Origin of the sequence: Streptomyces sp. NPDC053474 (assembly GCF_044544845.1) — a bacterium.
Taxonomy (GTDB): Bacteria; Actinomycetota; Actinomycetes; order Streptomycetales; family Streptomycetaceae; genus Streptomyces.
Map to the genome: position 1 here is coordinate 73,022 of NZ_JBITXV010000008.1, position 22,567 is coordinate 95,588.

Annotated in this window: 19 protein-coding genes; 6 read left to right on the plus strand and 13 right to left on the minus strand. The window is 74.4% G+C overall.

Annotated elements, in window-relative coordinates; translation table 11 throughout:
• Nucleotides 1–78: 78 nt before the first annotated feature.
• From ACIG3E_RS20215 to ACIG3E_RS20235, 5 genes are all read right to left on the minus strand, one after another.
• Complete coding sequence (locus ACIG3E_RS20215; RefSeq protein WP_399618031.1) at nucleotides 79–1,263, minus strand: cytochrome P450; 1,185 nt, start codon at nucleotides 1,261–1,263, stop codon at nucleotides 79–81.
• A 305-nt stretch (nucleotides 1,264–1,568) separates the two neighbouring features.
• Nucleotides 1,569–2,237: a response regulator gene (locus ACIG3E_RS20220; RefSeq protein WP_399618034.1), complete on the minus strand. Its 669-nt coding sequence runs from the start codon at nucleotides 2,235–2,237 to the stop codon at nucleotides 1,569–1,571.
• Nucleotides 2,238–2,296: 59 nt separating this feature from the next.
• Nucleotides 2,297–3,484, minus strand: a complete 1,188-nt coding sequence (locus ACIG3E_RS20225) for a hypothetical protein (protein WP_399618036.1) — start codon at nucleotides 3,482–3,484, stop codon at nucleotides 2,297–2,299.
• The gene (locus tag ACIG3E_RS20230; protein ID WP_399618039.1) at nucleotides 3,481–4,686 is read right to left on the minus strand and encodes a hypothetical protein; all 1,206 of its coding nucleotides are present in this window, start codon (nucleotides 4,684–4,686) and stop codon (nucleotides 3,481–3,483) included. The genes ACIG3E_RS20225 and ACIG3E_RS20230 overlap by 4 nt, the downstream gene beginning before the upstream one ends.
• A 123-nt stretch (nucleotides 4,687–4,809) precedes the next feature.
• Nucleotides 4,810–6,027 carry a histidine kinase gene (locus ACIG3E_RS20235; RefSeq protein WP_399618042.1) on the minus strand — a complete coding sequence of 406 codons (1,218 nt, stop codon included), beginning with the start codon at nucleotides 6,025–6,027 and terminating at the stop codon, nucleotides 4,810–4,812.
• 283 nt (nucleotides 6,028–6,310) lie between these two features.
• Here ACIG3E_RS20235 and ACIG3E_RS20240 point away from each other — a divergent pair, with 283 nt between their 5' ends.
• A complete protein-coding gene (locus tag ACIG3E_RS20240; protein ID WP_399618045.1) occupies nucleotides 6,311–6,520 on the plus strand; it encodes a hypothetical protein in 210 nt (69 codons plus the stop codon).
• Nucleotides 6,521–6,536: 16 nt separating this feature from the next.
• Here ACIG3E_RS20240 and ACIG3E_RS20245 read toward each other — a convergent pair whose 3' ends face one another.
• Both ACIG3E_RS20245 and ACIG3E_RS20250 read right to left on the minus strand, forming a co-directional pair.
• Nucleotides 6,537–6,971, minus strand: coding sequence for a ribonuclease domain-containing protein (locus ACIG3E_RS20245; RefSeq protein ID WP_399618048.1), 435 nt, complete (start codon nucleotides 6,969–6,971; stop codon nucleotides 6,537–6,539).
• 175 nt (nucleotides 6,972–7,146) lie between these two features.
• Nucleotides 7,147–7,755: a dihydrofolate reductase family protein gene (locus ACIG3E_RS20250; protein WP_399618051.1), complete on the minus strand. Its 609-nt coding sequence runs from the start codon at nucleotides 7,753–7,755 to the stop codon at nucleotides 7,147–7,149.
• A 239-nt stretch (nucleotides 7,756–7,994) separates the two neighbouring features.
• On the opposite strand from ACIG3E_RS20250, the gene ACIG3E_RS20255 reads away from it, so the two are divergent.
• Complete coding sequence (locus tag ACIG3E_RS20255; RefSeq protein ID WP_399618054.1) at nucleotides 7,995–8,735, plus strand: SDR family NAD(P)-dependent oxidoreductase; 741 nt, start codon at nucleotides 7,995–7,997, stop codon at nucleotides 8,733–8,735.
• A 175-nt stretch (nucleotides 8,736–8,910) separates the two neighbouring features.
• On the opposite strand, the gene alc is transcribed toward ACIG3E_RS20255, so the two are convergent.
• Both alc and allB read right to left on the minus strand, forming a co-directional pair.
• A complete protein-coding gene (gene alc, locus ACIG3E_RS20260) occupies nucleotides 8,911–10,023 on the minus strand; it encodes an allantoicase (protein WP_399618057.1) in 1,113 nt (370 codons plus the stop codon).
• Between the two features lie 5 nt (nucleotides 10,024–10,028).
• Nucleotides 10,029–11,366: an allantoinase AllB gene (gene allB, locus ACIG3E_RS20265; RefSeq protein ID WP_399618060.1), complete on the minus strand. Its 1,338-nt coding sequence runs from the start codon at nucleotides 11,364–11,366 to the stop codon at nucleotides 10,029–10,031.
• 299 nt (nucleotides 11,367–11,665) lie between these two features.
• Here allB and ACIG3E_RS20270 point away from each other — a divergent pair, with 299 nt between their 5' ends.
• Complete coding sequence (locus ACIG3E_RS20270; RefSeq protein WP_399618062.1) at nucleotides 11,666–12,478, plus strand: IclR family transcriptional regulator; 813 nt, start codon at nucleotides 11,666–11,668, stop codon at nucleotides 12,476–12,478.
• On the opposite strand, the gene ACIG3E_RS20275 is transcribed toward ACIG3E_RS20270, so the two are convergent.
• Nucleotides 12,405–13,235, minus strand: a complete 831-nt coding sequence (locus ACIG3E_RS20275) for a universal stress protein (protein ID WP_399618064.1) — start codon at nucleotides 13,233–13,235, stop codon at nucleotides 12,405–12,407. The two genes, ACIG3E_RS20270 and ACIG3E_RS20275, sit on opposite strands and share 74 nt — an antisense overlap.
• Between ACIG3E_RS20275 and ACIG3E_RS20280 the strand changes: the two genes are divergently transcribed.
• Nucleotides 13,212–14,681, plus strand: a complete 1,470-nt coding sequence (locus tag ACIG3E_RS20280; RefSeq protein WP_399618067.1) for a PLP-dependent aminotransferase family protein — start codon at nucleotides 13,212–13,214, stop codon at nucleotides 14,679–14,681. The two genes, ACIG3E_RS20275 and ACIG3E_RS20280, sit on opposite strands and share 24 nt — an antisense overlap.
• 214 nt (nucleotides 14,682–14,895) lie before the next feature.
• On the opposite strand, the gene ACIG3E_RS20285 is transcribed toward ACIG3E_RS20280, so the two are convergent.
• A complete protein-coding gene (locus tag ACIG3E_RS20285; protein ID WP_399618068.1) occupies nucleotides 14,896–15,207 on the minus strand; it encodes a DUF5955 family protein in 312 nt (103 codons plus the stop codon).
• A 97-nt stretch (nucleotides 15,208–15,304) separates the two neighbouring features.
• On the opposite strand from ACIG3E_RS20285, the gene ACIG3E_RS20290 reads away from it, so the two are divergent.
• A complete protein-coding gene (locus ACIG3E_RS20290) occupies nucleotides 15,305–15,928 on the plus strand; it encodes an NTP transferase domain-containing protein (protein ID WP_399618071.1) in 624 nt (207 codons plus the stop codon).
• A gap of 299 nt (nucleotides 15,929–16,227) precedes the next feature.
• Nucleotides 16,228–17,850, plus strand: coding sequence for a malate synthase A (aceB, locus tag ACIG3E_RS20295; RefSeq protein ID WP_399618074.1), 1,623 nt, complete (start codon nucleotides 16,228–16,230; stop codon nucleotides 17,848–17,850).
• A gap of 58 nt (nucleotides 17,851–17,908) precedes the next feature.
• Here aceB and ACIG3E_RS20300 read toward each other — a convergent pair whose 3' ends face one another.
• Both ACIG3E_RS20300 and ACIG3E_RS20305 read right to left on the minus strand, forming a co-directional pair.
• Complete coding sequence (locus tag ACIG3E_RS20300) at nucleotides 17,909–21,484, minus strand: AAA family ATPase (protein WP_399618077.1); 3,576 nt, start codon at nucleotides 21,482–21,484, stop codon at nucleotides 17,909–17,911.
• A 162-nt stretch (nucleotides 21,485–21,646) separates the two neighbouring features.
• Entirely contained in the window at nucleotides 21,647–22,561 is a 915-nt protein-coding gene (locus tag ACIG3E_RS20305; RefSeq protein WP_399618080.1) for a HipA family kinase, read from the minus strand.
• Nucleotides 22,562–22,567 lie beyond the last annotated feature (6 nt).

Sequence of the window (22,567 nt, forward strand, 5' to 3'; positions counted from 1 at the left end):
ACTTCTACCACTCGGTAACTCCTGCTGCCTATGCCTGGGCCGGGGTGGCGGGGGCCTGACGGATCACCCGGGCGGGTGCTACCAGCGGACGTCCAGGCGGCGCAGGCCCCGCATCAGCAGGCCCGGGCGCCAGTCCGTCGCGGGGCCGTCCAGGGCGAGGTCCGGGCAGCGTTCAAGGAGCGAGGCGAGGGCGATCCGGCCCTCGACGCGGGCCAGCGGGGCGCCCAGGCAGAAGTGGATGCCGTGCCCGAAGGCGACGTGGCCCTGCGGGGCGCGGTGGAGGTCGAAGTCGTCCGGCGCCCCGTACTTGCCCGGGTCGCGGTCGGCGGCGGTGAGGCTCACCACGACGATGGCACCGGCCGGGATCAGCGTGCCCGCTATCTCCGTGGGCTCGGTGGTGAAGCGGTACGTGGAGTTCTCCACCGGGCCCTCGTGGCGCAGGCCTTCCTCGATCGCGCCGTCCAGGAGGCCCGGGTCGGCCCGCAGCGCGGCCAGCTGGGCGGGGCGGGTGAGCAGGGCGTGCACGGTGTTGGTGATGAGGTGGACCGTCGTCTCGTGTCCCGCGATGAGCAGGAGGTACGCCATGCCGCGCAGCTCTTCATGGGAGAGCCGGTCGCCGTCCTCCGCGCGGGTGCGGATCAGGGCGCTGAGCAGGTCGTCGCCGGGGAGCGCGCGCTTGGCCTCGATCAGCTCGTCCAAATAGGCGGCGAGGGCGACGAAGACCGTCTCCTCCCATTCCTCGGTGGTGGGCGAGGTGGCCTCGTTCGACAGCTGGCGGAAGCGCTCGCGGTCCAGGTCGGGGACGCCGAGCAGTTCGCAGATGACCGTCATCGGCAGCGGGAACGCGAGCGCCTCCACCAGGTCGGCGCGGCTTCCCTTGGCGAGCATCCCGTCCAGGAGGCCGTCCGTGATCTCCTGGATCCGCGGGCGCAGCGCCTGGACGCGGCGGGCGGTGAACTCCCGGGCGATCAGGGAGCGCAGCCGGGTGTGGTGCGGCGGGTCGACGGTGAGCAGGTGCGGGCCGATCAGCGCCTCGTCCGGTAACGCCACGTCGATGCCCGTGCTCGACTTGGTGAGGCGGGGGTCGGCGAGGGCGGCGCGGGCGGCTTCGTATCCCACCACCAAGTAGTGGTCGCTGTCGTGGTCCGGGGGTGGGAAGCGGACGCGGTGGACGGGGCCCTTGGCTCTCAACTCGGCGTAGGCCCGGTGGGGGTTGGTGGTGAAGTCGTGGTAGGAGGCGAGGTCGATGACTGCGGCTGTCATGGGGCGTCCCCTCTTGCGGGTTACCTGGTGTTCGCGGAACGAACGGGACGACCGGGCCGTTCCCTCGCGGTGCGCCCCAGACCCGCCCCTTCCCGATCCGGGGGCTCCGCCCCCGTACCCCCGTTTTTCGGCGCTCCGCGCCTCGTCCTCAAACGCCGGACGGGCTGAACGTCTCCGGCTCGGGCCGTAGGTATTCAGCCCGTCCGGCGTTTGAGGACGAGCGCGCCAGCGCGATGAAGGGCGGGGTGCCAGGGGCGGCAGCCCATGGTTCGGGAAGGGGCGGGTCTGGGGCGCCACCGCGAGGGTCAGGGCTGGTCCAGGAGGTCTGCGTCGTGGACCAAGAGGGCGATCTGCACGCGGTTGTTGAGGTCGAGCTTCGTCAGGATGCGGGAGACGTGGGCCTTCACCGTGGCCACGCTCAGGAACAGCTCCGCCGCGATGTCCGCGTTGGAGGCGCCCCGGCCCACCGCCACGGCGACCTCCCGCTCCCGCTCCCCGAGGGCACCGAGGCGCGCGAGGGCGCGCCGCCGTCGGTCGAGCTGCGGCCCGCCCCCGGTCACCTGGGAGATGAGCTGCTGCGTCACCGTGGGCGAGAGCACGGGCTCCCCCGCGGCCACGGCCCGTACCGCCGCGACGATCTCGGCGGGCGCGGTGTCCTTGAGGACGAACCCGGCGGCCCCGGCGCGCAGCGCCCGCAGCACCTGCTCGTCGGCGTGGAACGTGGTGAGGACGATGACCTCGGGGGCGTCGGGGCGCTTGCGCAGGAGCTCGGTGGCGGCGAGGCCGTCCATCGTGGGCATCCGGATGTCCATGAGGACGACGTCCGGGCGCACCTCACCGACCAGCGCGGCGACTTCGCCGCCGTCCCCCGCCTCGCCCACGATCTCGATGTCGTCGGCGCCGCCGAGCATGAAGGAGAGTCCGGCGCGGACCAGCGGGTCGTCGTCGACGAGCAGGAGCCTGATCGGTTTCATGCGCCCTACCGTAGCGATCCCGGTCACCGGCCCCGGCCGGGGTCCGGGTCGGGGGGCGGTCACCGGGGCAGCCGGATCCGCAGCGGGCCGCAGCCCACGCGGTCGGCCTCCGCCGCCACGTAACGGGGCATCAGCGCGCGGAGGTCGGCGGCGCGCTCCCCGTCGTCGGCCCGGATCAGGAAGGTGACGTCGCCGGTCTGGCACTCGGCCTGGTAGAGGGCCATGTCGTCGCGGAGGAAGCCGTGTCCCCGGGAGTTCCCGCGGGTGTCGCCCTCGGCGGTGATGCGCCGCTGCCCGCCGTCGTAGGAGAGGTCCTTGTAGAGCACGGCGAGGCGCGGGTCCGCGACCGTCATCAGGCGCAGCGACGGATGGCCGAAGAGGACGTCGCGGTCGCAGGTGCGCACGGGGGCGTCGCCCGCGGTGACCAGGGGGCGGCGGTAGTGGTCGGCGTCCTTTCCGTCGTGCGTGCGCAGGCCCTTGACGCCGCAGATCGCGTCGGGCTTCTCGTCGGTGAAGCGCGCGGGGGCGCCGAGCCGCTCGGTCGGGTCGGCGAGGGTGCGGGTGCAGCCCTGGTCCGCCATGTAGTCGTTGACGAGGGTGACCACGGCGCGGGCGAGCCGGGCCCGTTCGTCGGTGTCGACCTCGTCGTCGTACACCGTCCAGCCGGTCTCCATGTCGACGACGAGCGGGCCGTCGTCCTCGCGCTGGCGGCCGACGCAGCCTTCGGGGACCGCGAGCCACGCGCGCGTGTCGGACACCATGCCGAGCAGTCCGCCGCCGAGGGGCGTCATGCGCGCGGACAGGTACTCGTCGGCCCAGGTGTCGCCCGCGCCGCCGAAGCGTACGTCCAACTGGTGCAGCCGGGCGGTGACGCGGGCCCCGCGCGGGGACGTCAACCGGCAGAGCCCAAAGGGCCCTTCGGAGCCGGTCCTGCTGGTGGTGACGGGCACCTCGGAGGCCTCGATGTCCCGCTTGCCCTGGAACAGGTCGGCCACGTCGTCCTCGTCGAACGCGCCCCAGCAGGCCCGTTCCTCGGCGAACGGTCCTGCCTGCGCCTGCCAGGCCACGCCCGTGCCGCCGAGCAGCGCCCCGGCGAGGGCGGCGGCGAGCGCGGGCCGCAGGCGGCCGCGCGTGAGCTGGCGCCAGTGCCACCAGGGGCGGCGCGGCGCGGCCGTCGCGACGGCGGCCGCCACGTCGCCCCCGCCGTCCGCGGTGTCCGCCGCGGCCGTCGTGCGGTGCTCGCTCATCGGTGCTCCCCAGCGGCAGGAGGCGACTTCGGCGCGAGGGGCGCGCACCCCAGGCGTCGCGTCACCGCGTCGGTGAACGTGGTGAAGTAGCCCTCGGTGTCGCGCGCCGACGAGCCGAGCATCAGGAACGTCGTGGGGCGGCCCGCGCACCGGGCGCGTACGACCTGGTGCCCGGCGGCGAAGACGCCGGTGCCGCGCCAGCCGCGCGCGGGCGGCCTGCTCCCGGTCACGCCGTCGAGCAGCGCGCCGATGCGTGGCTCGCGGATCATCAGGGCGTCGAAGATCCGGGTGTCCTCGCGCTCGCCGAGCCGCGGGGAGCGGCCGATCCGTACGGAGCAGGCCTGTCTGTCCGGGGTGACCGCGCCGACCTGGGCGACGAGCCGCAGGGCCGCTTCCCTGCCGAGGCCGGATCCGACGTCGAGACCCGGGATGCGGCAGACGGCGCTCGACGGGCTGGTGTCGTCCTTCTCCGGGAGCCTGAGCAGGGGCGAGGTGACGCGCGGCGGCCGCGCCGGGGCGCAGCCCGCGGCCCGCATGCCCTGGTCGGCGGCGGCCAGGAGGAGTTCGACGGCGGCGTCGGCGCCGCCGAGGTCCGTGCCGCCGATGACGTCGTCCGGCTCCTTCTCCTCGGCGCGCAGGGTGACGGCGGTGGGCCGCCCGTCGCGGGTGTCGCAGCGCTTGGGCAGCACCAGCAGGCCGTGGCTGCCGTCGACGGCGCCGGGCAGCCCCTCGGGCAGCGGCATCGCGCGGCCGCCGACGAAGGTGTTGATCCACTCCAGGCGGGCGGCGGCCTTCGCGGGCGCCGGTCCGTACGTCACCGTCACCCGGGTGTCCTGCACGCCCTTGTCGCCGTCGCTGAAGGTGTGCTCGGAGCGCACGGCGAGCACGCACCGCCCCTGGGGCCGGGCCCGGGTGGGCGCGGTCTCCTCGGCCGTGCGGCTGTGGGCGTCGTCCCCGTCGAAGGCCTCGTCGCCGAGGATGCCGGGGCCGCTGTCCTGCTCCCAGGCGCCCCAGCAGTAGCGGTCGTGGCCGTCGAAGGGGCAGGTGTCCGTGGCCCAGGTGCCGAGGCCCGCGGCGAGCAGCGTGACCACGGTGCCGACCGCGAGCGCGCCGCGCCGGGCCTTAAGGCGTTGCCGTATGCGTATGAACCGTTTGCCCTCTTGTGGGCGGCCGGTGTCGTCCGGCGCGCTCTCCCCCGTCACTGCCTTCACCTCTCCGGTACCGAGCCGTCACGGCCCGCCCCTGCTGTGGGGCCTTTGCTTCTGTGCGGCGGCCGATCGTAGCCGGGCGGCGGACTCGCCTCCAGGGCCGGGCCCCTCAGGGCCTCACCCCCAGGGCAGCCATGCCTCGACGACGAAGCCGCCGCCCTGCCGGGGGCCGTGGGAGAGCCGTCCGCCCGCGAGCGACGCCCGTTCGGTGAGCCCGATGAGCCCCTGGCCCGAGCCGGGCACGGGCGGCACCTCGCCGGGGGGCGCCGGGTTGCGGACGGTCACGGTCAGGCCCTCGTCGGGCGCGCCCGCGACGGCGACGGTGACCTCGGCGCCCGGCGCGTGCTTGCGGGCGTTGGTCAGGGCTTCCTGGGCGATGCGGTACGCGGTGCGGCCGATCGCGGCGGGCACCGCCCCGGGGTCGGCCACGCGCAGGTCGAGCGCCACCTTCATGCCCGCGTCGCGGGACTCGGCGACGAGCGTGTCCAGGGCCGCGAGGGTGGGCTGGGGCCGCCCGGAGGAGGTCTCCGCCGCGCCGCCGCGCAGCACCCCGATGACCTGGCGCAGGTCCTGGAGGGCCTCGTGCGCGCTCTCCCGGATGACGCCCGCGGCGCGGGCGATCTCCGCCTGGGGGGCGTCGGGCCGGAACTCCAGGGCGCCCGCGTGCACGCTGAGCAGCGTCAGGCGGTGCGCGAGCACGTCGTGCATCTCGCGCGCGATGGCCTCGCGGGCGAGCCGCTGGGCCTGCTCGGCGCGGAGCGCGGCCTCGTTCTCGGCGCGCCGGGCCCGGTCGCGCAGGGCGATCAGGAGCTGGCGCCGGGAGCGTACGAGCATGCCCCAGGCGAGGACGACGAGGATGAGCATCGAGGTCAGCACGACCGACACCAGGTACGGCGTCTCGCCGTCGGGCCGCACCCAGAAGAAGACCGGGAGCGTGGCCACCCCGAGGCCGCCGATCAGCGCGCTGTACTTGAACGGCCGGTGCACGGCGAGCGTGAAGTAGGCGACGAGCGCGGTGCCGCCCGCGGAGTCGGACACGAGGCCGACGAGCAGCATCGCCACGGCGAGGCCGACCGGCCAGCGCCTGCGCAGCCACACGGCGGCGCAGGACGCGGCGCCGATGAGCTGGTCGAGCGCGACCGTGTTGTCGGAGAGGGCCGGGTTCTTGGCGACGCTGTCCGCGCCGATGAGGCCGATGACGACGGCGACCAGGAAGAAGCCGAAGTCGACGACCCAGTCCCGCAGGGTGCGCCGCACGCGCCCGCCCGCGCCGTCGCGGCGGTCCGGGTCCAGCTCGGCGGTGACGGCCGAGGGCAGGAACCAGGTGCTGGACATCACGGGCTCGGCCCCTCCTGGGGGCTCTGTCGCGGCTTGGCGGTCCACGCCGACCGGCCGTCCCCCGTCGACGGCCGGTCGTGTGGCAGCGCTGTCGTTCACAAGCGACAAATCTACGCACCGTCCGGTCGGATGGCTTCCCACCAGCGGTGATCGTCGACCAAAGTCACGTCACGCGCGACTTTGGGCGCATCCCGGCGGGCGCCGGCGCGGCCGCCCGACGGAGTGGCCCTCGCCCCGCGGCCGATGTCCGTGGGGGGTCCGCGGGACGAGGATCGGTGCCATGAAGAAGCTTCTCGAAGGGATCGGTTTCCTGCTGCTCGTCCAGGGGGCCGCGGGCCTTGTGCACGAGTTCACCGGCTGGGCGCGCGGCTGGGGCGTGATCCAGCACCTGGGCTTCGCCGACGGCTACGAGCTGTATCTGAGCATCGCGCTCGTGGTGCTCGCGGTCGCCCTGTTCGCGGCGGCGGAGAGCACCGAGAAGACCCGGTGAGCCCCCTGGGCGCCGGTCAGCAGCCCCGGTCGATCAGGTCGAACGTCCGGTAGTGGTCGGCGGTGTAGTAGTCCTCCTGGCTGCGCTCGCCGGTGACGACGCGCCGGGCGCCACGGGTCGAGGAGCCCGGGGTCTTGACGGTGTACTCGTGGTAGTAGCCGGTGCTCTGCTTCGGCAGGACGCCCTCCCGGTTCTGGAAGACGGTGCCGTCCTGCGGGTACGGGAACGGCCCGTTCTCCGCTATCAGGCGGAGCGTGTCGTGGGCCTGCGAGGGCAGGGCCGAGTAGCAGATGTCGCCAACCGAGGCGACGGAGAACCCGGCCGGGCCGACGACGGCCGGGACCGGCTGCGGGGCGGCGTTCGCGACGCCGGTGACGGAGCCGCCGACGAGGAACGCGGCGGCGAGGGCGGACACACTGACGAGACGGCTGATCCGTGGGGGGATTCGCATGGGCCCAGTGTGACGCGCGTAGAGGTTGATGTGTCAATGACAATGGAGCATAAGTCCGGGGAATTTCCCTGGAGTTAACCGGGCCCGGCCGCCCGCCACGGACGGCCTCGCCCGTGGCGCCGCCCAGGACCTGCCCGAGGGAGCGGCCCTGGTGACTGGGGAGCGGCCCGAGTACCTAGTAACTCCCGTACTCCGGACGGCCCGCGCGGTCGTACGAGGTGATCACGACGCCCTTGGACGTCGTCCGGGACGCGGTGTGCCGGAACGCCGTGGGCAGGCCGCCCTCGGCGAACAGGCGCTTGCCGGTGCCGAGGACCACCGGGAACGTCAGCAGGTGCAGCGTGTCGATCAGGTCGTGCGCCAGCAGGCTCCGCGCGAGGTCCGCGCTGCCGTGCAGCTGGAGCTCGCGGCCGGGCCGCTCCTTGAGCGCGCCCACGTCCCGCAGCAGGTCGTCACGGCCGATGATCTCGGTGCCCGCCCAGTCGGCGCCGGTCAGCGTGCGGCTCGCCACGTACTTGGGCAGCGCGTTGAGCCGGGAGGCGATCGGGTCGGCGGGGTCGGTCATCTTCGGCCAGTACCCCGCGAAGATCTCGTACGTGCGCCTGCCCAGGAGGAAGGCGTCCACCCGGCCGAACACCTCCTCGACGAAGCGGCCGAAGTCGTCGTCCCCGTACGGCACCGACCAGCCGCCGTGCGGGAAGCCGTCGCTGGTGTCCTCCTCGGGGCCGCCCGGGGCCTGGATGACGCCGTCGAGGGTCTGGAACTGCGTGAGCGTGATCTTCATGGCGACCGCCTTCTGTCTCGTGCCGCGTGGCCGACGGGGCGCCGTGCGCGCCCGCCCTCACCTCTTGTCGACCCTCGCACCGCCCGGAACTCATCGCTCTGCGGGCGCCGTCCGGCACCCCGTGCCTCGGCGTCCGTTTCCCGCTAGCTCCGGTGCGCGCCCGCGACTTTGATGGAGCACGCAAGCACGGGGCCGCCACCGGCGGCCACCAGGAACCCATGTGAAAGCGCGGTACGGACATGTCTTCACTCACCGGTAAGAAGGCCCTGGTCACCGGCGGCAGCCGCGGCATAGGCGCGGCGATCGCCCTGCGTCTGGCCCAGGACGGCGCCGATGTGGCGATCACCTATGTGCGGGGCGAGGACGCGGCCCGTGAGGTCGTCGCCAAGATCGAGGCGGCCGGGCGGCGCGGCTTCGCGATCCGGGCCGACGCGGCCGACGCCGGGGACGCAGCGGGCTGCGTCGCCCGGGCCGCGGACGACCTGGGCGGCCTCGACATCCTGGTCAACAACGCGGGCGCCGGTGTCATCGCGCCGCTGGAGTCCCTCAGCCTCGCCGACGTCGACCGCGTCCTGTCCGTGAACGTCCGGGCGGCGTTCCTCGCCTCCCAGGCGGCGGCCGCGCGCCTGCCGCGCGGCGGGCGCATCGTCTCCATCGGCAGCTGCATGGCCCAGCGGGTGCCGGGTCCCGGCGGGACGCTGTACGCCACCAGCAAGGCGGCGCTCATCGGCCTCACCAAGGCGTTGGCGCGGGAGCTGGGTGAGCGGGGCGTCACGGCGAACCTGGTGCACCCCGGGCCCGTCGACACCGACATGAACCCGGCCGACGGGCCCTACGCGGCGGCCCAGGCCGCGGACACCGCCCTGGGGCGCTACGGGAGCCCCGCCGAGGTGGCCTCGATGGTGGCGTATCTCGTCGGGGACGAGGCGGCGTACGTGACCGGGGCGGAGCTGTCGGTCGACGGCGGCCACGCCGCGTAGCCCTCGCGGGGGGGGCGCCCCAGACCCGCCCCTTCCCGCTTCCTGGGGGCTCCGCCCCCAGACCCCCGCTCCTCAAACGCCGGAGGGGCTGATTCTTACGCTGGCCCGAGCCGGAGATCTTTCAGCCCGTCCGGCGTTTGAGGACGAGGCGCGCAGCGCCGAAAGAGCGCGGGGCTCAGCCCAGTTCGCGGTGGCGGGCGCGGAGCGTCGTGGCGCCCGTCTCCGTCAGGCGGCCGTAGAGGCGGAGCCGGGAGATGCCCCCGTCGGGGAAGATGTCCACGCGCGCGTGGGTGCCGACGGCGGTCTCGGGCAGCACGAAGCGGTGGTTCGTGTCCGGCTGCAGCCGGGTGCGCGGCAGGACCTCCACCCACGCGCCGTCGTCGCCGTCGCGCACGGACACGGCGGCCCACCCCGCCGAGTTCCCCTTGAGGTACGCCGTGTCGATCTCCAGGGCCCGCACGGAGGCCTGCGCCACGAGCCGGTAGCGGATCCAGTCGTGCCCCTGGTCGCGCCGCCGCCGCGTCTCCCACCCGTCGTCCATCTTGCGTGAGCGCCCGGGCTGGATGGTGTTGGTGGCGGGCGAGTAGAAGCGGTCGGAGGCGTCCTCGACCTGCCCGCCGTTCTCCAGGGCGACGACGTCGAAGGTGCCGAGCGCGGCGAGCCAGTCGGGGTCGGCGATGACCTCGCCGTACACGCGCAGCCGGGCGATGCCGCCGTCGGGGTGCTGGTTGACGCGCAGGTGGGTGAACCGCTGCGCGATGTCCACGGCGAAGCCGTTCGCGGCGTGGCCCCCGACGGGCGTGCGCGGGACGAGCACGGTCCACTTGACGTCGTCGGCGAGGAGTTCCTCGGGCGTCGGCGAGCCCTCGACGGCCGTGCCCTCGATGGACACCGCCTGCGGGTAGTTGCCCCGGAAGTGGGCGGTGTCGACGACGACGCCGTGGACGACGCCGGGCGCGCCGAGGCGGACGAGGGCCCAGTCGTGGTCGTCCTCGGTGGGCCAGGGCCGCTCGGCGGACACGCCCCGGCGGCGCCGGGTCTCCCAGCCGTCCATGACCTTGCCCTTGTGGCCGAAGTGCTCGGGGTCGAACTCGGCGGCCCCCGGCAGGAGCAGGTTCTCGCGCATCGCGAAGAACTCGTCGTTGGCGGCGATGACTCCGGCGCCGAGCTGCCGGTCGGCGAGGTTGGCGTACTGGGTGAAGGGGAAGTCGGCGGTGCGGTAGTCGGCGTAGGGCTCGCCGCCGCCGTAGGGGTTCGCGTCGCCGGTGAAGCTCGGTATCGCCGTCACGGTGATCAGTTCTTCCTTTCCAGTAGGAGGCCCGAGGGGGCGGTGAACTCGCCCTCGGACACGATGCGTTGCCCCCGCAGCCAGGTGGACTTGACGACGCCGCTGAGGGTTCTGCCCGCGTACGCGGTGACGCGGTTGCGGTGCTGGAGCCGGGCGGGGTCCACGGTGAAGGTCTCGTCGGGCGCGAGGACCGCGAAGTCGGCGTCGCGGCCGGGCTCGATGGCGCCCTTGCGGTCCAGGCCGACCAGGCGCGCGGTGTGGGTGGACATCCAGCGCACCACGTCCTCCAGGCCGTGGCCGCGCGCGCGGGCCGCCGTCCACACGGCGGGCAGGCTGAGCTGGAGCCCGGAGATGCCGCCCCAGGCGGTGGCGAAGTCCGGCGTCTTGAGCTCGGCGGTGGACGGGGAGTGGTCGGTGACGACGCAGTCGATGGTGCCGTCGGCGAGCGCCTGCCACAGCAGGTCCTGGTTGGCGGCCTCGCGGATGGGCGGGCAGCACTTGAACTCGCTGGCCCCGTCCGGGACTTCCTCGGCGGTGAGCGTGAGGTAGTGCGGGCAGGTCTCGACGGTCAGCTTGACGCCCTCGCGCTTGGCGGCGGCGATCAGCGGCAGCGCGTCGGACGACGACAGGTGCAGCACGTGCACGCGGGCGCCGATGCGCCGGGCCAGGGCGATGAGGCCCTCGATGGCGGTGTCCTCACAGACGCGCGGCCGTGTCGCCAGGTAGTCCGCGTACTTGGGTCCGCCGCGGGCGGGCGCCGCGGCCAGCTCGCGCGGGTCCTCGGCGTGCACGATGAGCAGCCCGCCGAACCCGGCGATCTCCCCCATGGAGGCGGCCAGTTGGTTCTGGTCGAGCTCCGGGAACTCGTCCACGCCCGAGGGCGAGAGGAAGCACTTGAAGCCGTACACGCCCGCGTCGTGCAGGGCCCTGAGGTCCTTCACGTTGTCGGGCAGCGCGCCGCCCCAGAAGCCGACGTCGACGTGCGCCTTGGGCCGGGCGACGGCTTGCTTCGTACGGAGGTGGCCGACGGTCGTCGTCGGCGGCAGGGAGTTGAGCGGCATGTCGACGAGCGTGGTGATGCCACCGGCCGCGGCCGCGCGCGTGGCCGTCCAGAACCCCTCCCACTCGGTGCGGCCGGGGTCGTTGACGTGGACGTGCGTGTCGACGAGCCCGGGCAGCAGCGCGTGGTCGCCGACGTCCTCCAGGCGGGCGCCGGGCTCCACGGGCGCGTCGTGGGGGCGGACCGCCACGATCGTGCCGCCGCTGACGGCGACGGACGCGGCGCGCGTCCCCTCGGGGGTGATGACGCGCGTCGAGCGCAGCACCAGTTCGACGTCGGACACCGCGACCCCTCTCTCCTGCGGCCCTACCGGCCGACCAGCGGAATTCAACGTTCTGTTGAAGGAGTTTTCACTCCGCCGCGAGCCGCGTCAAGGGTCTATACGTTTCCACAAAGTGGAAGTACAATTCCGTATTTCAGAACGTAGCTATGTACGACGCATACCGTCGAAGGCGCTCCGACCGCCTCGCGGGAGACCGGACAAACACGCACTGACCGGCACGGACGTCCCGCCCGCGCCGGATACGTCCCCGCAGGCGCCCGGTAGGCTGCATACCGCCTGCCAGTCGAAAGGAACGCGCCGTGCCGACGTCCAGCGCCAGCACCACCGACGCCGCGAAGTCCTCCACTCCCGCGCCCGCGAGCGGGGGCGTCCAGTCCCTCGAGCGCGCCTTCGACCTCCTGGAGCGGATGGCCGACGCCGGGGGCGAGGTCGGCCTCAGCGAGCTGTCCGCGAGCAGCGGCCTGCCGCTGCCGACCATCCACCGCCTCATGCGTACGCTCGTCGCCTGCGGATACGTCCGCCAGCAGCCCAACCGGCGGTACGCGCTCGGGCCCCGCCTGATCCGCCTCGGCGAGTCCGCGTCCCGGCTGCTCGGCACCTGGGCGCGCCCCTACCTCGCCCGCCTCGTCGAGGAGACCGGCGAGACGGCGAACATGGCCCTGCTCGACGGCGACGAGGTCGTGTACGTGGCGCAGGTGCCGTCCAAGCACTCCATGCGGATGTTCACCGAGGTGGGGCGGCGGGTCCTGCCGCACTCCACCGGGGTGGGCAAGGCGCTGCTCGCGCACACGCCGCCGGACGAGGTGCGGGCGCTGCTCGCGCGGACGGGGATGCCCGCCGCCACGGAGAAGACCATCACCACGGCCGACGGCTTCCTCGCCGCGCTCGACGAGGTCCGCCGAGCGGGGTACGCGGTCGACGACAACGAACAGGAGATCGGTGTGCGCTGCCTCGCCGTCTCCGTCCCCGACTCCCCCACGGCCGCGGCGATCTCCATCTCGGGCCCCGCGGGCCGCGTCACCGACGAGGCCACGCGCCTCATCGTCCCCGTCCTCCAGCAGGTCGCGGCCGAACTCTCCACGGCCCTGGCCAGCTCGGCCCCGTCGGCCTGACCCCCTTTCGGCGCCGGACGGGCCATGAATAGCCCCTCCGGCGTTTGAGGAGCGGGGTCCGGGGCGGAGCCCCAGTTCGGGAAGGGGCGGGTCTGGGGCGCACCGCGAAGTCCGCGGGGCTGGCCCGGCGCAGGGCCCGCCGCAAGGCGACCGGTACCGCCGGGGCGGGCACGACCAGGACGGGACACCCGGCGTGCGCCTCGGCGTAGCGCCGGATCCGCCCCCGCCACCACCCGCCCCGCGCCCCCACGACCAACAGATCCTCGGGCCGAGAGGCCACCCGGCACAGCGCGGGCCCCACCCGCCCCCGCACCAGCCGCCGCTCCACCGTCACCCCCGGCGGCCCCCCGCCGAACGCCTCGTCGAAGGCCCCCGCGAGCCGCGCCCGCGCCACGCCCCGCCAGTGCGCGGCCCACGCCGGGTCGGGGTGGCGCAGATACAGCACCTCCCCCTCCGGCGGCTCCCACGCGAGCACCGCGACCAGCGCCCGCCCACTGCGCCGCGCCTCCCGCGCGGCGACCCACAGCGCGGCGAGGCTCGCCAGCGAGTTCCCGCCGACCCCGACCACCACCCGCCCGGGCCCTGCCGTCTCTTCGTCCCGCTCGCCGTTCACGTCGTCTCCTCGTACGTCTCTCCTACCGCCGCCAGGCCAGCACGTCGGCCAAAACGGCGGCTGATCCCGAGTGTGTAGGGTGATTGGCCTGGACAGCAGGGCCAATCGGGAGGATCTGGCATGGCGGAGGCGCACGTGGTCCACTCCGTGGACCGGCGGCTCGGCGGGGCGCGGCTCGCCGGTCTGGTGACGGACCTGGCCGGGGACCGGCCGGGCTACCGCGCCCTCGCCCAGGCGGTCCGCACCCTGCTGCTCGACGGCCGCGTCCCGCTGCACACCCGGCTGCCCGCCGAGCGCGAGCTGGCGACGGCACTGGGTGTCAGCCGGGCCACGGTCACGGCGGCGTACGACCTGCTGCGCGACGGCGGGTTCGCGCGCAGCCGCCGGGGCGCGAGCACCTGGACGGAGCTGCCGGAGGGCCGCCGCCCGGCCAGCGTGGCGGCGTTCCCCGTCGGCGACGGGATCATCGACCTGGCGGTGGCCGCGCCGCCCGCGCCCCAGGCGGAGCTGAGCGCGGCGCTCGCGGCGGCCGCCGCCCGGCTGCCCGAGCACGTCCCGACGGCGGGCTACCACCCCTACGGGCTACCGGAGTTGCGCGCGGCGGTCGCGGAGCGGTTCACGCGCCGGGGCCTGCCGACGCTGCCGGACCAGATCCTCATCACGACCGGCGCCCAGCACGCGATCTCCCTCGCCCTCGCGCTGCTCGGGCGCCCCGGCGACCGGGCCCTGGTCGAGAACCCGTCGTACCCCAACGCGCTCGACGCGATCCGGCGTGCGGGCCTGCGCGCCACGCCCGTGCCCGTCACCGACGCGGGCTGGGACACCGACCTGATCGAGTCGACGCTGCGGCAGGCGGCGCCCCGCATCGCCTACCTCGTACCGGACTTCCAGAATCCGACGGGGGCCCTGATGGGCCGGGAGCAGCGGGTGCGGATCCTTCAGGCCGCCCGTGCGACGGGCACCTGGCTGCTCGTCGACGAGACCATCGCCGACATCGCCCTGGACGTGCCGCCGCCCGCGCCGTTCGCCTCGCTCGCGCCGCACGGCGCGGCCGAACAGGTCGTCACCGTGGGGTCGTTGAGCAAGTCGCACTGGGGCGGCCTGCGCATCGGGTGGGTGCGGGCCGGGTCCCGTCTGATCACGGAGCTGGCCATGGCGCGGGTGCCGTCGGACATGGCCACGCCGGTGATCGAGCAACTCGTGGCGCTGCACCTGCTCGACGGCATGGACGCGACGCTGCGCGCGCGGATCGCCGCGCTGCGGGCCTCGCGGGCGGCGCTCGCGGCGGCCCTGGCCCGGCACCTGCCCGAGTGGCGCTGGCAGCTGCCGCCCGGCGGGCTCTCCTTGTGGGTGGACCTGGGGGCGCCGGTCGCCTCCGCGGTGGCTCGGGCCGCGCTGGGGCAGGGGGTGCGGATCGAGGGGGGCTCGCGGTTCGGTGCGGATCCCGGTACGCATGAGCACCGGCTGCGGATTCCCTTCACGCTGCCGCCCCAGCAGTGCGACGACGCGGCCACTCGCCTGGCCGCCGCCTTCTCGGGCGACCTCGAGGCCCCGCTGGGCACGCCCCGGCCCGGCGACTGGGTGGCGTAGCCCGCGCGGGCGGCGCCCGCTTCCTGGGGGCTCCGCCCCCAGACCCCCGCTCCTCAAACGCCGGAGAGGCTGATTCTTACGCTGGCTCGAGCCGGAGATCTTTCAGCCCGTCCGGCGTTTGAGGACGAGGCGCGCAGCGCCGAAAAAAGCGGGGGCACGGGGGCGGCAGCCCCCGGATCGGGAAGGGGCGGGTCTGGGGCGCACCCGCGAGGGATCAGGCACGGGGCTCGCGGAACCGCTCCACCGCGCCACGCACCCCACCCAACGCCCCCGTCAAGGCACTGACCGAGCCGATCGACCCCGCGACCAGTAAGAGGGACCTCCGCAACCGGCGGAGATCGGGCGCCCCCGCCGCCGCCATCGCGGCCAGCGCCGCCAGCTCGTCCTCGGCGATCGCCCGATCGGGGAACTCCCCGGGGTAGGAGGCCAGTTCACGGCGCAGCCGGGACACCGCGGCGCGCAGCTCCGTCACCCGCGGATCCTCGCAGCCGCCCGTCGCCACTCTCCGCCCCACGCTCCGCAACACAGCTCTCCCCCTCGCACGTCGTTGTGCGGCAGCCGCATCTTTCGGCCACGCCCCGGCCGGAACAGGGTCCCCAGAAGGCATGCGGTAAGCAAGGGTCATGACCGAATCACTGTCACCCACCCCGTCCGCCCCCGCCGCCGAGGTCGCCGGGCTCCTGCTCGCCGCGGGCGGCGGGCGGCGCCTGGGCGGCTGCCCGAAGGCCCTGCTCGAACACCGCGGGGAGCTGTTCGTGGAGCGCGCCGCGCGGGCCCTGCGCGAGGGCGGCTGCACCCGCGTGCACATCGTGCTCGGGGCCACCGCCGACGTCGTACGGGAGCAGGCGACGCTCCCGGGATGCGCACTCGTGGACAACCCGGACTGGCGGGAGGGGATGGGGAGTTCGCTGCGCGCGGGCCTGGCGTCGCTGTCCGGCACCGAGGCGCGGGCGGCGCTGGTGACGCTCGTGGACCAGCCCGGCGTCGGCGCGGCCGCGGTGGCCCGGCTGCTCGCCGCGCACCGCTCCCCCGCGGACCTCGCGGCGGCCGCGTACGGCGGCGAGCGCGGGCATCCGGTCCTTTTCGGCGCGGACCACTGGGACGGCGTCGCGGCGGCCGCGACGGGCGACCAGGGGGCGCGCGCCTACCTCAAGGAGCACGCGGGCGCGCTCACGCTCGTGGAGTGCGGCGACATCGCGGAGCCGTACGACATCGACACGTTCTCGGACCTGGAGCGGCTGGAGTGACGGGCGGGGCGCCGGTGCCCCCTGGCCGCCCCGGCGGAGCCCTGGTCCACTGGGAGTGACGGCGGTGGCACTCTGCGCCGCGTTCTGTCGACGAAGAGAATCTCGACATCAACAAACGATTGAACTTCCACTATGAGGAAACTAGTATCCACTGTTCAGAAGCGCCTGACCCGGTGGGCGGCGCCCGCGGCCGTGTCCCGGCACCGTGGCACGCGGTGCCACGGTGCCGGGCCGACGGCCGTCCCGCCCCCACGGCCGCGCCGCCCGTGAAGCCCGCTCGCTGAAGGAAGTGACAGCTCATGTCCGCACCAGCGCCGTCCCCGCTGGCCATCGTCGACGCCGAGCCCCTGCCCCGGCAGGAAGAGGTCCTCACCCCGGCGGCCCTCGCCTTCGTGGCCGAGCTGCACCGGCGGTTCACGCCGCGCCGCGACGAGCTCCTGGCCCGCCGCGCCGAGCGGCGCGCCGAGATCGCCCGTACGTCGTCCCTGGACTTCCTGCCCCAGACCGCCGCCGTCCGCGCGGACGACTCCTGGAGGGTGGCGCCCGCCCCGGCCGCCCTGAACGACCGCCGGGTGGAGATCACCGGCCCCACCGACCGCAAGATGACCATCAACGCGCTCAACTCGGGCGCGAAGGTCTGGCTCGCCGACTTCGAGGACGCCTCCGCCCCCACCTGGGAGAACGTGGTCCTCGGCCAGCTCAACCTCACCGACGCCTACGAGCGCCGCATCGACTTCACCGACGAACGCACCGGCAAGTCGTACGCCCTCAAGGACGCGGACTCGCTCGCCACGGTCGTGATGCGGCCGCGCGGCTGGCACCTGGACGAGCGCCACCTCACGGACGAGGCGGGACGCGCCGTGCCGGGCGCCCTCGTCGACTTCGGCCTGTACTTCTTCCACAACGCCCGGCGCCTGCTCGACCTCGGCAAGGGCCCGTACTTCTACCTCCCGAAGACGGAGTCGCACCTGGAGGCCCGCCTCTGGAACGAGATCTTCGTCTTCGCGCAGGACTACGTCGGCATCCCTCAGGGCACCGTGCGCGCCACCGTCCTCATCGAGACGATCACGGCCGCGTACGAGATGGAGGAGATCCTCTACGAACTGCGCGACCACGCGTCGGGCCTGAACGCGGGCCGCTGGGACTACCTCTTCTCCATCGTCAAGAACTTCCGTGACGGCGGCCAGAAGTTCGTCCTGCCGGACCGCAACGCGGTCACGATGACGGCCCCGTTCATGCGCGCCTACACCGAACTGCTCGTGCGCACCTGCCACAAGCGCGGCGCGCACGCCATCGGCGGCATGGCGGCCTTCATCCCGTCCCGCAAGGACGCCGAGGTCAACAAGGTCGCCTTCGAGAAGGTCCGCGCCGACAAGGACCGCGAGGCGGGCGACGGCTTCGACGGCTCCTGGGTCGCCCACCCCGACCTCGTGCCGATCGCCATGGAGTCCTTCGACAAGGTCCTCGGCGACAAGCCGAACCAGAAGGACCGCCTCCGCGAGGACGTGTCCGTCGCCGCCGGTGACCTGATCGCCATCGACTCGCTCGACGCCAGGCCCACGTACGCGGGCCTGGTCAACGCCGTGCAGGTCGGCATCCGCTACATCGAGGCCTGGCTGCGCGGCCTCGGCGCGGTCGCCATCTTCCACCTCATGGAGGACGCGGCCACCGCCGAGATCTCCCGCTCCCAGATCTGGCAGTGGATCAACGCGGGCGTCGTCTTCGAGACGGGCCAGACCGCCACCGCCGACCTCACCCGCGAGGTCGCCGCCGCCGAACTGGCCGCGATCCGCGCCGACCTCGGCGAGGCCGCCTTCGCGGCGGGCAAGTGGCAGGAGGCCCACGACCTCCTCCTCCAGGTGTCCCTGGACGCCGACTACGCGGACTTCCTGACGCTGCCCGCGTACGAGCGGCTGCGCTGAGCCCGCGCCGGACCCATACCGTCCCCGGTGCCGCCCTGCGCCGGGGACGGACGCGTCGTCAGGTCCCCTCCAGCTGCGGGCCGAACCGCCTGCGCTCCTCGGCGGTCAGGGCCCGCGGGGCGTCGGCTGCGGACTCCAGGAGGGACGCGCCCACGGCCGCGTCGCAGCGCTCGGGCAGCGACCACGTGTACCGGACGTGGTCCTCGCCGGTCACCGCGAAGCGGCGGCTGTCGAGCCAGCGGGCGTCGAGGGCCACCGCGACCTCCACCAGCCCCACCGCCAGGCACTCCCCCGTGGCGGCCAGCCAGAACCGCACCCGACGGATACCGGTGGTCGCCAAGTAGCGGCCGTCCGGCGACCACGCCACGCGTGCGGCGCCACTGCCGCCGCGGACCGAGCGGACGAGTGCGTCGCCCGAGTCCACGTCGTAGACGCTGACGTGGCAGTCCTGCCCCAGCAGAGCGACCGCCCGGCTCTCGGGAGCCCAGCACAGCGCGCTCACCGCGCCGGCCGCGGTCCGGACGGCGGCCGTCCGATCCCCCGTCCGCGGGTCCCATACGAGGAGCAGCCCGTCCCGCGTCGCCCCGGCGAGCGCGCTGCCGTCCGGACACCACGCCAGGGCACCGCTCAGCCGGTCCTCGCCGTCCATGACCGCGACGCGGTGTCCCGTCACGGGGTCCCACACCTCGACGCGGGGAGCCTCCCGCAGCCAGAAGTCCCGCCCCAGCGTGGCCAGTGCCGTGCCGTCCGGGGACCACGCGCAGACCGCGGGCACGTTCGAGACCGGGTGGAGCAGGGCGGTGCGTGTCCTCGGTGCCGTGTCCCAGATCTCGACCCGGTCCTTGAACGCGACGGCGAGGAGGTCACCGACCGGCTGCCATGCCACCCCGGCCGGTCGGGGGTCTTCCGCCGCCATGACCCGCACGGGTCTCGACGAGGTTCCCGTACGGACGATCCGTACGGTCCCGGAGCGCCCCGCGGTGACGGCCACGCGGTCTCCGTTCCAGGACACGCCCCTCAACGTCCCGGTGGCGAGGGCGTTCCGGTACCCGGTGGACACCTCCCAGACTCCGACGTCGGCGCCCGACACCCATACCAACCGCGTGGCGTCACCGCTCCACAGGACGGCGTCGACACGCTCGCGCAGGGCGACCGTCCCGCACTCCGCCAGGGAGGTGGCATCACACACCTGAATGCGGGTGCCGGACGCCGACGCCTCGGCGACCGCGAGGAACTGGCCGTCGGGGGACCAAGCGAGGGCCAGGATCGCCCCGGCCGTCGTCCGTTCCACGGCGGTCCCACCGTCCCGGACGGACACGACGCCGAGGGCCTGACCGGCCCCCGACACGACCTTCTCGCCGTCCGGGGACCAGTCGACGCAGGTTTCCCGGAGCAGCCCGCGGGTGCCGCGCGGGGGGAGCGTCCAGAGCGTCGTCGCGTCCGCTCTCCGCACCATGCGCAGCGTGTCGTACTCGATGACCAACAGGTGGGTCGCGTCGGGTGACCACGTCAGCCCCGACGCCCCCTGGACGTCCAGGGTCCACCTGGATGCCGGGCCGTCAGCGGTGGCGGCGAGTTCCGTCACGGAGATGCTGGAGCCGCAGGCCGCGACCCACCGGCCGTCGCGCGAGACCGCCACCGCGTTCGGCCCGAAGGCGTCCGTCGTCACCACGGGTCCGGCTGCTCCGAACCGCCGGACCGCCACCAGCCCCGGCCGCCGCGCCGCCGCCCAGTACGTGTCGCCACCGCCGAACCCGGCCTTGACCAACTGGCCGAGCCCCACGTCCTCCTGGCCGACGAGGTCGCCCTCGAGCGTCCACGTGGCGAGCTGCCCGTCCTCGCCGATGGTCCGCAGTGTCCTGGATGCCCGGTCCCAGCCGAGCGCGAGGATCCGCCCGGCGTGTCCGAGGGCGAGGCGCTCGGTCTCGGGTGGCCGGAGGGCGGCCCAGAGCGTCAGCACAGCTGCCGGTGTGGCGCTGACCTCGCGCACGGCGGTCGCGGCCAGGGCGAGCGCGAGGGCCGGGTCCTCCCCGGCGGCGTACACCTGTTGAGCCGACACGGCCAGGGCGTCCGCCCGCTCGTCGGCCTCGCGCTGCTGCTGCCGCCGGGAGGCCGCGACCAAGTCGCGGACCGCGGCCGACACGTCGTGCTCGGCCGTCACCTCCCCGGCCCGGGCGAGGTGACGGCCGCGCAGCAGGTCTTCCGCGGTCCTGCCCTGCGCCAGCCAGGCGGCCGCCCGGCGTTCGAGGTCCGTGATCAGGCGCAGCGTCTCCTCGTGCCGGGTGATGAGGGCGCGCAGGCGCGGCCAGTGCCGCAGGACGGCCTCGTGCACGAAGTCGAAGGCGTCGCCGGAGGCGGTCTCCGCGAGCAGGCGGGCGTCGCGCAGCGCGTCGACGATCTCCCGCTGCGCTCCGTCCAGGACGTCCGCGGCCACGAACCGGCGCGCACAGTCGCGTTCGTCCCAGGAGACGAACCTCAGCAGGAGCGCGTCGATCGCCTCCGGCGGGTGGTCCTCGGCGATGCGCAGGTACGCGGCTTCCGCGTGACGCCCGATGGCCTCGGCCAACGGCCCTCTGTCAGCGAGGAGTTCGAGACCGATGACGGAGCGGGGCGCCGCCGCCTCGTAGAGGTCGCGCAGCAGCTGGCCGAGGAGCGGCAGGGTGTTGCCCGCGGTCGCCTCGGCGGCGAGGAGTTCCACCACTTCGGCGTCGATGTCCACTCCGGCCGCCCGAGCGGGGCCGGTGATCACCGCACGGGTCTGCACCGCGCCCAGGGGAGGGAGCAGCACCCGGGCGCGGAAGAGGTCCGCGTACGGGCCCGTGGCCGCCTCGCGCAGGTTCTCAGTGGGCAGCGCGGCGAGGACGTGGAGCTGGGGGTGGGTCCGCAGCGCCGCCCGCAGCAGGCCGAGGAAGAGGGCGCACTCGTCCTCCGGCACCAGACGGAAGACGTCCTCCAGCTGGTCCACGGCCAGAACGGTGCGGCCCCCGTGCCCCTGGGCCGTCAAGAGAGCGGCGGACAGGGCGGTGGGGTGGTGTCGGCCCGGCGCGGCTGCCAGGGCCAGGGCTTCGGCGCGCAGGCCGGTGGCGAGCCGCCGCACTTCGTCCGGAGCGGTCGGGTGACCTGCGAGCAGAGCGTGGGCGAGGGCGAGGAAGGGCACGGTGCCCGGGCGCAACGGCCCGAGCACCGTGCGGTGGTGCCGCAGGCGCGGCAGGACTCCTGCGGCGATGAGGGACGACTTTCCGCTGCCGGAAGGGCCGACGACGGTGACCCAGCGCTGCCCCGCCGCGCGGCCCTCGGTCAGCAGGGCCACGGCCTCGTCCGTCTCCGCCTCGCGGCCGAAGAACACCTCCGCCCGGCCCGGCCCGTAGGGTTCGAGTCCCGGGTACGGGCTCTCCGTCCGGGGCCAGGGCACGCGGCGCCGCTCCGCTCGGCGCCGTGTCAGTTCCACCGTGACGACCGCCCCTATGCCGAGCGGGAGCCAGACGGCGGCGTACCGCTCGACCAGCGGCAGCGGCCCCCACCATCCGGCGGGGTCCGCCGTCACGAGGTTCGTACCGAAGCCGATGACCACGCCGACGAGCAGCGCGGCCAGATCCAGCGGTGTCCTGCGCGACGTCCTGCGCGCCGCCCTCACCCCCGCCCCCTCTCGGGCGACCCCATCCTCGCGCCCCCTCCCACGCGTCCGGTGCCGCTGCCCGCCCCCGCTCCGCGCGGTCGGCTCCGGGAAGCCCCGCTCCTTACGGTCCCCCGCGGTCCCGTCGCCCACACGTACGCGGGCACCGCCGGGACCGGTCCGTCACGGATACCGCTTCGCGGGACGCGGGTCGGGCTTGCCGTGGAGGTTCGGCACCCTCTTCAGCCAGGCCGGGCGGGCCGCCTCCGTGGCGCGGGCGCGGAGGGCGTCCTCGGCGGCGAGTTGGGCGCGGGGTGGGAAGTCGGTGGGGAGCCAGGTCGCGGAGGCGCGGGCGCGGGCCGTCAGGTAGGTGACGTAGGCCTCGCGCAGCGCGTCGGGGGTCGCGAAGCCCGGTTCGTCGGCGAGCCAGGCGTCGGGGACGTCCGCGGTGATCGCGCGCAGCAGGTCCTCGGTCACCAGCGGCGCGAGCTCCGCGTCGGCCGCGCGCGTGTCGGGGCCGTAGCGGCCGAGTGCGTGTTGGCGGAAGTCGTACGGCTTCTCGGCGGTGGCGAGGACCGACGTGGCGTCCCAGCGGTGGTGGAAGACGAGGGCGGCGCCGTGGTCGATGAGCCACAGGCGCGGCGGGCGGACGCCGAACGTGGGCCAGACCATGAGGTTCGAGCTGTGCACGGTGCGGTCGACGTTCGCGGTGAGGGCGTCGAGCCAGACCACCTTGCCCGCCTCCAGCGGGTCCACGGCGAGGTCGGTGTCCGGGGTGAAGTCGTGCGCCCCGGGCAGGTAGTCCATGCCCAGGTTGAGGCCCGCGCTGCGGTGCAGCAGGTCCCGGACCTCCTGGTGCGGCTCGTGCGCGCCGAGGGCCGGGTCGAAGTGGGCGAGGACGAGCTCGGGCACGCGCAGGCCGAGGCGGCGGGCCAGCTCCCCGACGACGATCTCGGCGACGAGCGCCTTGCGGCCCTGCGCGGAGCCGGTGAACTTCAGGACGTAGGTCCCGAGGTCGTCGGCCTCGACGACGCCGGGCACGGAGCCGCCCGCCCGCAGGGGTTCCAGATATCGGACAGCCGTCACTTCTCGCAGCACACCAGC